The sequence below is a fragment of the Prosthecobacter sp. GW821-HT29F12 genome (assembly GCF_058803405.1).
The window spans coordinates 7142751-7156609 of the sequence record NZ_CM179517.1; the positions used below are offsets into that span (position 1 = coordinate 7142751).

Here is a 13859-nt window from a genome sequence, read left to right on the forward strand (position 1 = left end):
GTCACTGCTGCGGCAGCAGCCTTGCTTTCATGTCTTTGCCTGCGGAACCGTTGACGAGGTCGCGCAGGGTGTAGCGGTCGAGAGTTTCGTAAAAGGCGTTCACGGCCTGGGCAAGCGCACCCTTGAGGCGGCAGGAACCGTTGATTGCGCAGGTGTTGTGCTGCTTGTCGAAACACTCGACGATGAAAGGTGTGTCCTCCGTGCGGCGAACGACCATGCCGACGTGGATGTCCTCCGGCGGCATGCCCAGAACGATGCCACCGCCTCTGCCACGGCGGGTTTCGAGGTAACCGAGCTTGGCAAGGAAGTTCACCACCTTCACCAGATGGTGCCGAGAGATGTCGTAGGCTTCAGCGGCTTCGCTGAGGGAAAATGTTCCCTCCTTCAGCGCGGCAAACATGAGCACGCGCAGGGAGTAATCAGAGAAAAGGCTGAGTCGCATGCCTCGATTTACGAGTGCATGAGGTTAAACTTGCATATGGCATGCATGTTTAAACAAACTGCGACAAGAGACGCGCAGTGGAGAGCAAAATTGGTCTAATGCGATGACAAAAAAACCCGGAGGTGTTCCCTCCGGGTTTTGAGATCCGATCTGCCAGAAATTACTTCTTCTTGGCGGGAGTGTGGGTGGCGCAGCAGGCGGCAGTGCTCTTCTTGGCGGCAGGAGTGCAGCAGGAGGAGCAGTTTTCTTTCTTCTTGGCGAAGACGCAATGGCCGTTGGCGCAGCTGCTCAGCAGGAGGCCGGTGGAGACGAGTGCAAGAGTGAGAAGTGATTTCATAGTGTGTGGTGTGTATGTCTTGTGACTGGCAAAGGCCGGATGACCTCTGAGCAGCATTAAGAGGGCAAAACAAACAAGTTATTTCATGCAATCTCAAGAATAATTAAAAATTCGCTGAGATCTTGGGTCTGCTCCCAGGCATGAAAAAGCCCGGAAGGGGCGCTTCCGGGCTTCAAAAGGCGAATGAATCACCTCACCGGAAATCAACCTTCTTTGAGGGATTCCACTTTCTTGTGGGAGCTGACGGCGGTCACTTTCTTGCCGACGAGCTTGTCAGCGCCGGTGACGGCAGCGGTCAGGGTGAGTGTGACGTCTTTGCCGCCGGCGTCGATCACGATGGACTTGGAGTCAGCGTTAACGGACTTGAGCTTGCCGCTGGTGGTTTCGGTTTTGCCGCAGCCTGCGAAGGCGGACACAGAAAGGCCGAGAACGGCGAGGGTGGTGAGGATGGATTTCATGTTGAGTTGGAGTGTGGTTAGCTTTCCGTCAGGAAGTGACCGAGCGGATTTGCAGTCATTCAAAACGAAAGCCGCCCCCCCTGACAATCAAAAAATGTGGGGTTTTTGAAAAAAGCTCGTCACACGGCCCCGGGCTGTGCCACGCTGGCTGGATGAAGTTCCCGGCCCTCCTTTCCATTTTCGCCTTTATGGCGTTTACAGCCCCCTGCCTGGCGCATCCGCTGCCAGATGTCGCGGTGCGTGCCCATTTTGAGCAAAACGGGGACTGGATGATGCAGGTAGAGATTGACCCTCGCAGCTTCCAGCCGGATCCCAATGTGGCCCCCTACCTTACCAATGCCGATCTGGGCGTTACCCCGGCGGAGCAGCAGGAAAAACTTAAGGCCCAAGCCCGTGAGTATGTGAAGAAGGTGGTCGAGGTCGTTCTCGATCCCGTGGTGGAGGTGAAGCCTGATCTTGCCTGGGAGTTTACCGCAGCAGAAAATGCCCCGCTTAAACTGCCAGAAGACCCGGTCATGCTCACCGGCACCTGGCGCACCAAGCTCCCTGCCGGCAGCACAGGCTACTCGATCAAGGCCCTGCCGACGGGAACACTGAGCGTGCTGTATCACAACACCGCTCTGGGCAAGAAAGTGGAGCGCTACCAAATCCTCTTTCCCGGCGAAACGAGCTACGTGCTGGATTTGAAAACCTTCACGCCACGCACCAAGGCTCCGCCGCCCATCACGGCGGATTCGGTTCAGTCCGCAGCTGCGATGGACGGCGCGGATCCCATGTGCGCGCTGTGCGGCACCGGTTCGGAGGGAGGGTACTTTCTGCCCGTGGTGCTTTCCGTGGCAGGCCTTGTCGGCTTGGTCGCCTGGTTGCGAAAGAAGCGAACTGCTTGATCTTCAGGGGCAACTTCCGTTTGCGCCGCCATCGTGTCCGCGTAAATGCCGCGCGTGAAACAGGCATTTGTATTGGGCGCAGGCATTGGTGAGAGGCTTAAACCGTTGACGGAGCAGCTTCCGAAGCCGCTGGTGCCGGTGTTTCACCGGCCGCTGATCACCTATGCTTTTGATCACCTGATGGCGGCGGGCGTGTCACGTCTGGTGGTGAACACGCATCACATCCCGGAAGCTTATGCGGAGGCCTTTCCCGACCAAAGCTACAAGGGCACGCCGATCCAGTTCCGGAATGAAAGCCCAGTGCGCCTCGAAACAGCCGGCGGGATTGCCAATGTGCGTGACCTGCTTGGAAACGAGCCCTTCCTCGTCTACAACGGCGACATTCTCACCGATCTGCCATTGAAGCCGCTGCTCACTGAGCATCGTGAAAATGGCAATCTCGTCACCTTGGTACTGCGCAGTCATGGGCCGTCGCTGCACATCGCTTTTGATCCTCGGCGCGGTCTCGTTACCGACATTCGCAACAAGCTTGGCACCGGGGACGAAGGGAAATACCTCTTCACCGGCATCTACGCCTGCGATCCGGCCATTCATGACTGGATCACTCCCGGCAAGGTGGAGTCCGTCATCCCCATTTTTCTCAATCTGATCCGCTCCGGGGCGAAACTCGGTGCCGTCGTGATTGATGAGGGCAGCTGGTGGGATCTGGGCAGCCGCACGGCCTATTTGTCAGCGCATTCAGCTTTGAACGGCATATATGGCCCTGCGATCGATCCAGCGGCGCTAATCGAAGCCGGAGCCGTGCTGCGTGGCATCAATGTCATCGGTGCCGGAGCGGTGATCGAAGCCGGAACACAATTGGAAGACAGCATCGTCTGGCCCGGCGGGCGGGTCAAGGCGGGTGCTGATCTGAAGCGCTGCATCGTCCGCAGTGGCATCACGGCGGCGGGTAGGGCTGAAGACGTCGATTTTTAGGCGATAATTGCTTTGCGTTGGACATTCAGCGTCCGCATTCGTCATTCTACGTTTCCCCGCCATGCTCCCCGAACACGAGGCTTTGCTCATTTTCACGCGCGAACAGTTCCCTGAACTGAACGCCACGCCATGTGAAGTGGAGGTGATCCTCAAGGGGGCCTCTGACCGCCACTTCTACCGACTCAAATGGCAGGCTGAGCGGGAGCCGATGATCCTCATGGTTTACACCCTGGCGCGTCGTGACAATCCGAAGTTCGTTCCTGCCACTTATCGGCTGAGGAAAATCGGTGCGCATGTGCCGCAGGTGTATGCCTTCGATGAGCAGCGCCTTTGTGTCTGGCTGGAAGATTTGGGACGCATCGACCTGCAGTCCTTCAACGACCACCCTTGGGAACGGCGGTTGCCCCTCTATCAGGCGACTCTGCGTGAGGCTGCCAAGTTTCATGGCATCTGCGAAAACACCCTCACAGCGGTGGATATCAACGAGCTCGAGCCCGGCTTTGACGAGGCGCTCTATGAATGGGAGCAGGGCTACTTCCTCGAGCACTTTGTGGGAGGCTATTTGGGGCGCGAGTTTGCCAATGCCGAGTACAACGCCGCCCATGAAACGCTCCGGCAGCTCCGCCGCCGTCTGGCCGGACTACCGCGCTGTCTGGTGCATCGGGATTTTCAAAGCCAGAACGTGCTCATTCGCGGTGAGGACGCGTGGCTGGTCGATTACCAAGGCCTGCGCCTTGGCCGCGCCGAATACGATCTCGCCTCGCTGCTCTACGACCCGTATGTGAGCCTCACGAAGGCGGAGCGCGCCTGCCTGCTGAGCTACTATGCCGAGCATCGCAGCCTGGCTCTCCAGGACGTGAGTGAGGTGTTTTACCTCTGCGCCGCCCAGCGGCTCATGCAGGCGCTTGGGGCTTATGCTAATCTGAGCCGCAATCTGGGCAAACCGCACTACGAGCATCACATTCCGGCTGCGATTTCGAATCTGGCCGAAGTCTGCGCCGAAGGGCAGGGGCTGCACGAGCTTCGCACGTTTTTTGCCGGTGGGCTGTGATCTACTGGCCAGATTTTTGGCCTAGGCTTGGATTGGCGGCTTTGAAACTGGTCAAGCGCATGTCAAATTTGGCGCTTTTTCCGGCCACATTGGATGACGCAAGCTGCGATAAGGTCTGAAATTAACCTGGCAGGAAGGAAAGCCAAATGCGAAATCGCATTGCTCTCACCTGCGGGATAGGCTCTAAATGGCGCACCCCCCAACCTTCCGCATGTCCGAAACCGCCGCCGCCACGCCGACCCCCGCGCCCAGCAAGCGTCGCGTTTTCGCATCCCGTTTGTTCAGCACCCTGCTGCTGTGGTCTCTCCTGACCCTGGCTTTTTTGCAGTGGCAGAACACCTGGCTGATCATCGCCATCACGGGTTTTTTTGGCGTGTCTGGCGCAGTCGAGTATTTCCGGCTGCTGCGCAATGATCCGCATGCGCGCTCCTTCAATGCGCTGGGCTTTGTCATCTGCATTGTTTACTGGGGAGTGGTGCTTTGGTACACGACTTCCCGGCACAAGGCGCCGCCCATGGAGTTTGATCTTGCGGCGCTCACTGCCAGCGTGCACGGCTCCTTCATCCTCTGCTACCGCCATCAGCTCGAAGGCGCGTCCACCTTGCAGCGCATCTTCAACACCGTCTTTGGCACCGTCTACACCGTCATCTTCTTCGGCTTCATGGTGCGGCTCATGTACTTCCATGCGGATGGCAAGGGCATCACCGACATCTTTCTCGTGCTCTTTCTCATCATGGTCACGAAATTCAGCGACATGGGGGCCTACGTGGTGGGCGTGCTGTTCGGGAAGCACAAAATGATTCCGCACATCAGCCCTGCTAAATCATGGGAGGGCTTTGTCGGCGCTTTCATCGGCTCTTTCGGCGCCGCTGCGGTGCTGCTGGCCACCATCCCCGAAAAAATCGCCCCTATCACCTGGGTGCATGGCATGATCCTCGCCCCTTTGCTCTGCGCCACTGCCGTCACGGGGGATCTGGCTGAATCCGTGCTCAAACGCTGCGTGGCCATCAAGGACAGCGGTCACGCGCTTCCCGGCATCGGCGGCATCCTGGATCTGACGGACAGCCTGCTCTTCACCGCGCCGGTGTTTTATTTTTACTTGTCCGCCATCGCACGATAAGCCAAAGCAAGCCTTCGTGATGCGCAAAGTTCTCCTCCTCGGCTCCACCGGATCCATCGGCACCAGTGCCCTCAAAGTCGCGCGCGACATTCCCGAGCGCATGCAGATCGTGGGACTGGCTGCGAATTGCAGTGTCGAGGCGCTTGTGGAGCAGGTCCGCGAGACCGGCGTGAAGCAGGTCGCCCTCACCGATGCCGCCGCTGCGGAGAAGGCACGTGCACTGCTGCCCGCAGATGTCGTGGTCCACACCGGCACGCAGGGGCTGGTCGATCTCGTGAACGAATCCGATGCCGACATGGTGCTTGTTGCCATCGTTGGCACCGCCGGCCTTGCGCCAGCGCTCGCTGCCATTGAGCGCGGCATGCATCTGGCCGTGGCCAGCAAGGAAATCCTCGTCATGGCCGGCGAAGCGGTCACCGAGGCCGCCAAACGCAAAGGCGTGAACATTCTGCCCGTGGACAGCGAGCACAACGCCATCTTCCAGTGCCTCGAAGGCCACCGGCACAGCAGCGTCCAGCGCATCCTGCTCACCGCCAGCGGCGGCCCCTTCCGCACGCTGCCCGCGGATCAATTGCCCAGCGTCACCGTGGCGCAGGCGCTGAAGCATCCCACCTGGACCATGGGCCGCAAGATCACCATCGACAGCGCCACCCTTTTCAACAAGGGCTTGGAAATGATCGAGGCAAAGTGGCTCTTCAATGTGCCGATGGACAAGATCGAGGTCGTCGTACACCCGCAGAGCATCGTCCACAGCATGGTCGAATTTGCCGACAACAGCGTCATCGCCCAGCTCAGCCACAGCGACATGTGCTTTCCGATCCAATACGCGGTGACCTGGCCTGACCGCGTGACGAACAATCTCAAGCCGCTCGATTTTGCCAAGGTAGGAGCCCTGCATTTCGAAGCGCCGCGCGTGGATGATTTCCCCGCGATCAACCTCGCCCGCCAGGCAGGGACGGTCGGCGGCACCCTGCCAGCCGTCCTGAATGCGGCCAATGAAGTCGCCGTTGAAGCATTTCTTAACGGAAAAATCTCATTCCCCGGCATCTGGCAGACGGTCGAGCGCGTCATGACGGCGCATCAGACCGTTGAGCATCCGGATCTTGAGGCGCTCATCGAGGCGGATGCGTGGGCGCGGCGCAAAGCGGCCGAATTGATCTGATTCGAGGCCCGTTCGGGGTTTCCAAAAACTCTCCAAAAATGTCCTCGCCCCTGCGAGGGGCGTGCTACTCTCATGGCGAACCCACTGTTCGCCATGAAAACTTCTTTCAGCCTCGCGCTGCTGCCAGCCATGACGCTGGCGTTTGTTGCTGCTTCTGCTATCTCTCACGCGGCTCCGCCTAAAGGCCGTTCTGACACAAAGGCGCCGCCGCCGCAGGAACTGCATGCGGACATCACCATCAATCCGGAGGAACTGGCGCCGGATTCCACCATCGAAGTCGTGTTTCCGACGGCGATGGTGGCGAAGGATCAAATCGGCAAAAACGCGACCGCCTCTCCGCTGGTCATCCTGCCAGATCTGACCGGCACGTTTGAGTGGACGAGCACCCGCAGCGGTCAGTTCCACCTGACGCAGGCGCCGAAGTTCGCCGCCAGCTACGAATTCAAACTGCGCGCCGGTTTGACGGACCTCGCCGGCAAACCCCTCGCGGCCGAAAGGCTTAATTCCGTGGAAAGCGCCCGCTTTCGCATCATCGACCAGCATCCGCGCTGGTTCGACGACGACGCGCAGAATCGCACCCCGCGTTTTCTCTTTGAGTTCAACGACAGCGTGACGCCTGCGGAAGTCGTCAAGCACATCAAGTTCGTTTCTGAATCATCGCCGGAACCGGTCGCTGCCAAGATCCGCCATGCCACGGGCAAGGACTTCACCCGCATGGGCACCGAGCCGCAGGCGACTTGGGCGGAGCAGATCTCCAAGGTGAAGCCTTCCGTGGGAGATGATGCCGCCCGCCTCAGTGCCATCATCATTGAGCCTGAAACACAGCTCTCGATTGGCAAATGGCGCCTTACCATCGCTGAAACACTCAGCAACACCTCTGGCGTCAATCAGATCGCGGCAGGGGATGACATCCAGCTCGGTGAGATCAAACCGTTCGAGGTGCGCGAGGTCGAGGCACATACGCCATTCGACAGCGACTACTACATTGATATCGATTTCAACAAGCGCCTCCTGCCGCCAACCAATGATGAAATGACCAAGGAAATGGTCGAAGCATTTGCGCAAAAGCTCGCGCCCTTCGTCACCATCCGGCGCACGTCACTGGGGCAAAAACTGGCGTCGGTGGTGAACAAGGATGAAGGACCGCTGACGGGGCTCAAGGTTGAAATTCTCGGGCGCACCCTGCGCTTCACCGGGCCATTCGAGGTGAACAAGAAGTACACCGTCGCGGTCGATATGGCGATGACCTCGGGCGACAATCTGCCGTTGCAGGCGAACTACAAAAACGAGGTCACCTTCATCCCCAATCCTCCCTATCTGGCCGCGCCTACCTTCATCAATGCGCAATTGGCCAAGGGCGATGCGAATTATGAATTCAGCGCCGCAAACGTGAAGCAGGTGCGCGTTCGGGCGAAGAGGCTCAACGGTCCCGAACTGCTCAAAGCTCTCGATCAATATCGCGCCTATCGCACTGCCTACTACGGCAACGACAAACAAAAGGCGGCTTACAAGACTCAGTCCATCGATGCCTACCCCGGTACGCAGGTGTTTGACCGTAGCTTTCCAGTAAACAAGGCGCTGGACCACAGCGAGATCCTGAAGCTGAACTGGCGCGAAGTGCTGGGCGATTTTCCTGCTGCGCCGCTGTTTATTGAACTCGAAGGCACTGCTGCTGATGGGATCGAGCAGAAAGGAGTTGTCACCCAGACGCTCGTGCAGTTCACCGATCTGGGCATCATGCAAAAGAGCAATGGCCGCGAGTCGATGATCTTTGTGACCTCGCTGGAAACGGGCAAGCCTGTGCCTGGTGTGCGTCTCACCCTTGTCGATACTGATTTAAAGCTCATCGGCTACGGGGATACGGATGCCAGTGGCATCGCCACCGCTCCGGGGGCCACACCTGCATTCGTGCTTGCAGAAAAGAACGGGGATTGCGCCGTTATCGAGTGCAGCGATAGCAGCATCTCCATTCCCTACGACATCTCGCAGGCCTATGAAAACGTCTGGCAGCCGCAGCGGCGCACCTTTGTTTTTTCTGATCGCCCGCTCTACAAACCCGGCGACACTGCGCATTTCAAGGCGCACACCCGGCTGCTTATCGGTGATGATTTGAGCCTTGATCAGGAGCCGGCGCAGGGACGTCTGGTCATTCGCGATCCGCGTTACCGCATCGTGGTCGACAAACCGGTCACGTTCACCGCCAGCGGTGCCTGGGCGGATGATCTTGTTCTTCCGACCGGCCCGGCAGGCTGGTATGATCTTTCGATCAATCTCAAGGCGGCCAATCCGAACAGTCAGAGCAATGACGGTGGCGGTATGACCTTCCGCATCGATGACTACAAGCCTAACACCTTTGAGGTGAAGCTGGACACGAAAGCGATCAAGTATCAGCCCGACCGTATTCACGTGCCGCTCAGTGCAAACTACTACATGGGCAAGGCTCTCTCCGTTGCCAAGGTGCAGTGGAGCGCGAACTCCCAGCGTGACTACGAAGCGCCGGAGGCCTACCGCCAGTATCATTTCGGCGAAGCGCCTGCGTGGTCACATTATGCCCAGGATCGTGATGCCGATGGCGACTACGCCGGTCATGAAAATGACGATGTGGAGAACGAGTGGTTCGTGAATGGCAATCTCTTCCTGGCCGAAGACGGCACCGCCACGCTCGAAATGCCGCAGCCACCGCCCGATCGCGCCGCATTGCCACAGCGCGTGCGGGTGAATGCTGAAGTCACCGACATCAACGAGCAGACCATCAGCTCCAGTGCTGAGTTTGAAGTGCCCGGCGCGAATTTCCTTCTGGGGCTCAAAGGTCCTGATTATTTCGGCAGTGCTGGCAAGGCGCTGCAGCTCGAAGTCGTCGCGATTGATTCCAAAGGCGCACCTGCCGCAGGCCCTGTGCACGTGGATCTCAAAGTCGAACGTCAGGAATACCACACGCTCAAAATCGCCACCGCTGGCGGTGGATCGACGACCAAGGACCAGGTCATTCTTCGTGAGGAGCTGAAGCAGAGCTTCGATTTGAAAGCTGCCACCGTAGGTTCCGCTCCATCGGTCACGGTTCCGTTCACTCCCGCCAGCGGTGGTGTCTATTTTGTCACTGCGGAGTCGGTGGATGCCAAAGGCACGAAGGTGCTCTCTCGCATGCCGTTCTATGCAGTCGGAGGCAAAGAGTTCCCATGGGCGATGGAGGATGGCAACCGCATGAACCTTCAGCCGGAAAAAACCACGCTCAAGCCCGGTGAGGACGCCGTCATCGTGGTCAAGACACCCATCGCTGGTACTGCCCTCGTCACCGTGGAGCGCAACAAGCTGCACCGCCAGTTTGTGACGGAACTCACGCTCGAAAATCCCATCATCCGCGTGCCGCTCGGCGAAGACGAGTTTCCCAATGTCTTCGTCTCCGTCATCGTTATCCGTGGTTCGGCTGCCAGTACGAAGCAGCACAAGATGCCTGAGTATCGTGTCGGATACTGCGCTCTGACGGTTGAGTCGGATGCGAAGGAACTGAAGCTCGCGGTGAAGCCGGATCATGATGAAGTGCGTCCTGCAGAAGAGGTGAAAATCACCACGACGATCACCGATGCCAAAGGTGCTGCCGTCTCAGGTGCCGATGTGACGCTCTATGCCGTCGATGAAGGCGTGCTCAGCCTCATGAAGCATGAGACGCCTGATCCCTCAGCGTACTTTCATGCCGAACTGCCGCTTGCCATCGACAGCTTCACCTCCTTTGACAATCTGCTGTCAGAAGAGTCAGCTGCTCGCGACCGGGGTAACAAAGGCTTCGTCGTCGGTGGTGGTGATGGCGACGAAAACGGGCCGAACGCGAACATTCGCAAAAATTTCATCGTCACACCGCTGTGGCTTGCCTCGGGGACCACAGATGCGCAGGGCAGGCTGACTGCCAGCGTCACTGCGCCGGACAATCTTACGCGTTATCGCATCATGGCTGTCGCCGCGCAGGGCGTGGATCGTTTTGGCAGCGGCGAATCCGCGTTCAAGATCAACAAGCCGCTCATGATTGAGCCCGCCGTTCCACGTTTCGCCCGCCTGGGGGATGAATTCCTCGTCAAAGCCGTTGTTCACAACACCACGCCAAATGCCGGCGCGGTGGAGGTCACGCTCGAACTCGACGCCACGGCGAACTTCATTCAGGAAAAGCGAGATTTCGTTCCTGCCGCGCTGAAGGCTGATGCCGGAGGCAACGCCAAGCAGCAGAAGATCATCCTGCAAATCAAAGCCGGTGAGACCGCCGCCACTGCCTTCCCGGTGCAGTTCGTGCAACTGGGCACCGCGAAATGGAAATGGACCGCACGCGGTGTGAACTGGCCTGTTGCCGCCAGCGACGGCACCGAATCGACTTTTGAGGTGAATCACCCCGTGCCTGAACTGCGCTACGTGAGCTATACGCGGCTGAAAGCCGATGAACCGAACGAGAACCTCATCAAGGACGTGAACCCTGCGCTGCTCGAAGGCGAAGGCTCGCTTTCACTGGGCATCAGCAACAGCCGCCTCTTTGAGGCCCGTGATGCTCTCGATTACCTGCTGCACTATCCCTATGGCTGCGTTGAACAAACGACCTCGGCCACGATGCCCTGGCTCGCCCTCGGAAAATACGAGCCGTTGTTCCCCGATCAACTCGGTGGAGGTAAGGCCAAGCAGGTGGTGCAGGCCGGTGTGGACAAGCTCCTGCAAATGACCACAGATGAAGGTGGCCTCGCCTACTGGCCCGGAGGCACCGAGTCTAGTTTCTGGGGCAGTGCTTACGGCGGCATGATGCTGCTGCGCGCGCGCGATCAAGGCGCTGATGTGCCTGCGGATGTGATCAACAAGCTCGTCGAGTTCCTCTCGAAGAAACTGCGTGGCCTTGATGAGGAGAAAGACCTCTACAACATCACCGATTCCGCTCTGGCGCTCTACACCCTCGCAAAGGCGGGCAAGCCCGAACCTGCCTATCAGAACCTGCTTTTCGGCAGACGCGAACACCTGCCAGAAATCGCCAGGCTCTACCTCGCACTCTCCATGTGCCTGAGCAACGCCCCTGAGCAGCAGATCAAGGACACGCTCGGCTGGAAACCTATTGAGCATCCTGCTCCCGTGAAGGAAGACAGCAAGGCCAAGGTCGCCAATGCCAAGTCCAAAACCGTGGCCAAATCCAAATCCAAAACGGAAACGAAGGCCAAGGCTACACCCGCGTCAGCACCACGACCTGTCGTTTGGAGCCATTGGGCCGGCAACGGTGCGAACAAGGCGCTGCGTTTGATCTGCTACACGCATCTCGGACTCACCGAAGATGCGGAGAATCTCGCCGTGTCGATCCTGCAATCTCGCAACGGTCGCGGTGAGTGGGGCAACACTTTCACCAATGCATGGACGCTCACCGCCCTGGCCGCCTACGAGCGCAGCTTGAAGAAAGTCGGCGAACCACTCGCTGCGACGGGGCATTGGGACACTCAGGCCATCCCGCTGAATCTTGCAGCAGGGTTCTCCAGCACTCGTGTGAACTTTGCGCTCAATCAGGCGCTCAGTGCCAAACCGCTCAGTGTCGAACTCCCCGCAGGTCGCGAGATCTATGGTCGCATCGAGGCCCGGAGTTTCCCGCCGCAGCGTGATTTCGCGGGTGAAAACAAGGGCTACGCCATCGAACGCAGCTACGAAGAACTGAACATGGACGGCTCTACCTCCGGAACCGATGACCTCCGCGTCGGTGACATGGTGGTTGTCACGCTCAAGATCGAAATTGGCGGCGGTGATCGCTACCTAGCTATCGACGATGCTTTGCCTGCCGTCTTCGAGGCTATCAATCCTGAGTTCGGCACCCAGAGTGAACGCGAAAGCGACCAACTGCCCGACGGCACCCAGGCCTGGTTCTGCGACCACCGCGAAATCCGCACCGACCGCGCCCTCTTCTTCACTGACTTCGCACCTGCGAAAGGCAAGTTCAGCCTGCAATACCTCGCACGCGTCATCGCTGAAGGGGATACCATCGCTCCGCCCGCTCGCATTGAAGCCATGTATCAGCCCGATAAATACGGCCTCAGTCCGACGCAGCGCATTCGCACCCTGCCTTCGGGAAATACGAAAGTCGCAGAAGTGAAGTGAGACAGATGAATTCGCCCGTCGTAATCGTTTTCAATGCCAGTATCTGCCGCTGAATCTATCTCCCAAATCCGCGCCTCCTTTCCGGAGCAGGGCTTCTTTGCGGAGAAGGAATGGGTGCTTTCTCCAGAGGCGTTCGCCTTGGATGCGGCAACGGTGACGTTGATCCGCAATCTAGGGCCTGCACTGCGCGCCTTTCAGCGGGCGTGCAATCGGCTGTACTTTGATGAGGCCTATCCGTGGGTGGCGAGGCTGCTGGATCAGGGCAAGTCGCAACGCGTGCTGGATCTTGGACGTAATCCGCGCTGGCATGAAGACCTGCCACGCGTGCTGCGGCCGGACCTGGTACTGACGGAGACCGGAGTGACCATCTCGGAGCTGGATTCACTCCCCGGCGGCATTGGTTTAACAGCTTGGCTGAATGAGACCTACGCAGCGTTGGGTCAAGATGTGATCGGTGGAGCCGCAGGCATGGTCGAGGGTTTTGCCGCTGCGTTTCCGAGCGAGGACATTCTCATCTCGCGTGAATCGGGCGATTACCTCCCAGAGATGAGCTGGCTGGCGGAGCGATTGGGCCGTCGTGTACTGCGGCCATGGGAGGTGCAACCCTATGAACTCAATGGCGCTGCGATTTACCGCTTCTTCGAACTGTTTGATCTCGCCAACGTGGAGAACGCAGATGTGATGCTGCGCATGGCGGAGCGGGGTGAGCTAAGTTTCACACCGCCGATCAAGGCTTTCCTCGAAGAGAAGCTGTGGCTCGCGTTGTTTTGGTCGCCTGCGCTGGCAGATTTCTGGAAGTCGGCACTCAGTGCTGAGCATCTGGCGCTTTTGCAGCAATGCATTCCGATGGGCTGGGTGGTCGATCCGGTGCCACTGCCGCCCTTTGCAGTTTGGCCGAAGCTCGACATTCAGAGCTGGCATGAGATGAAAGCCTTCGGAGGCAAGCAGCGACAGCTCGTCCTGAAGATCAGCGGTTTTTCGGAGCGCGGCTGGGGGTCACGCGGTGTATTTATCGGGCACGATTTGTCACAGGAGCAGTGGGGCGCGGCCATTGACGAGGCTCTCGCGAGCTTCCCCACCAATCCCTTCGTGCTGCAGGAGTTTCATCGTGCCAGAGTGGTCACGCACCCAGCCTGGGATGAAGACATGCAGGCCACACGGGCGATGCAGAGCCGGGTGCGACTGTGCCCGTATTATTTTGCCACATCGGAGGAAGACAATGACCCGGCTCTCGGTGGAGTGCTGGCCACGGTCTGTCCGGCGGACAAAAAAATCCTCCACGGCATGCGGGATGCGATGATGCTGCCTTGCGTTGCACGGTGATTTCC

The 13859-nt window shown here is 58.8% G+C and carries 10 protein-coding genes; 7 read left to right on the forward strand and 3 right to left on the reverse strand.

The features are described 5' to 3' along the window. Window position 1: 1 nt before the first annotated feature. From AC3RLQ_RS29430 to AC3RLQ_RS29440, 3 genes are all read right to left on the reverse strand, one after another. Window positions 2-442, reverse strand: coding sequence for an Rrf2 family transcriptional regulator (locus AC3RLQ_RS29430; protein WP_493032336.1), 441 nt, complete (start codon window positions 440-442; stop codon window positions 2-4). 160 nt (window positions 443-602) lie between these two features. Beyond that, window positions 603-779 (reverse strand): hypothetical protein, encoded by a 177-nt coding sequence (locus tag AC3RLQ_RS29435; RefSeq protein ID WP_493032338.1) that lies wholly within the window; start codon window positions 777-779, stop codon window positions 603-605. 203 nt (window positions 780-982) lie between these two features. Next, the gene (locus tag AC3RLQ_RS29440; protein ID WP_395730981.1) at window positions 983-1237 is read right to left on the reverse strand and encodes a hypothetical protein; all 255 of its coding nucleotides are present in this window, start codon (window positions 1235-1237) and stop codon (window positions 983-985) included. Window positions 1238-1425: 188 nt separating this feature from the next. Between AC3RLQ_RS29440 and AC3RLQ_RS29445 the strand changes: the two genes are divergently transcribed. The 7 genes from AC3RLQ_RS29445 (at window position 1426) to AC3RLQ_RS29475 (ending at window position 13854) form a co-directional block, all read left to right on the forward strand. Beyond that, window positions 1426-2124, forward strand: coding sequence for a hypothetical protein (locus AC3RLQ_RS29445; protein ID WP_493032340.1), 699 nt, complete (start codon window positions 1426-1428; stop codon window positions 2122-2124). A 54-nt stretch (window positions 2125-2178) separates the two neighbouring features. Beyond that, entirely contained in the window at window positions 2179-3099 is a 921-nt protein-coding gene (locus tag AC3RLQ_RS29450; protein WP_493032342.1) for a sugar phosphate nucleotidyltransferase, read from the forward strand. A 61-nt stretch (window positions 3100-3160) separates the two neighbouring features. Beyond that, window positions 3161-4150 carry an aminoglycoside phosphotransferase family protein gene (locus AC3RLQ_RS29455; RefSeq protein ID WP_493032344.1) on the forward strand — a complete coding sequence of 330 codons (990 nt, stop codon included), beginning with the start codon at window positions 3161-3163 and terminating at the stop codon, window positions 4148-4150. Window positions 4151-4361: 211 nt separating this feature from the next. Then, the gene (locus AC3RLQ_RS29460; RefSeq protein ID WP_397385825.1) at window positions 4362-5270 is read left to right on the forward strand and encodes a phosphatidate cytidylyltransferase; all 909 of its coding nucleotides are present in this window, start codon (window positions 4362-4364) and stop codon (window positions 5268-5270) included. Between the two features lie 19 nt (window positions 5271-5289). Next, a complete protein-coding gene (locus AC3RLQ_RS29465) occupies window positions 5290-6432 on the forward strand; it encodes a 1-deoxy-D-xylulose-5-phosphate reductoisomerase (protein ID WP_493032347.1) in 1143 nt (380 codons plus the stop codon). Between the two features lie 93 nt (window positions 6433-6525). Further along, window positions 6526-12531, forward strand: a complete 6006-nt coding sequence (locus AC3RLQ_RS29470; RefSeq protein WP_493032349.1) for an alpha-2-macroglobulin family protein — start codon at window positions 6526-6528, stop codon at window positions 12529-12531. Window positions 12532-12564: 33 nt separating this feature from the next. After that, window positions 12565-13854, forward strand: coding sequence for a hypothetical protein (locus tag AC3RLQ_RS29475; protein WP_493032350.1), 1290 nt, complete (start codon window positions 12565-12567; stop codon window positions 13852-13854). Window positions 13855-13859 lie beyond the last annotated feature (5 nt).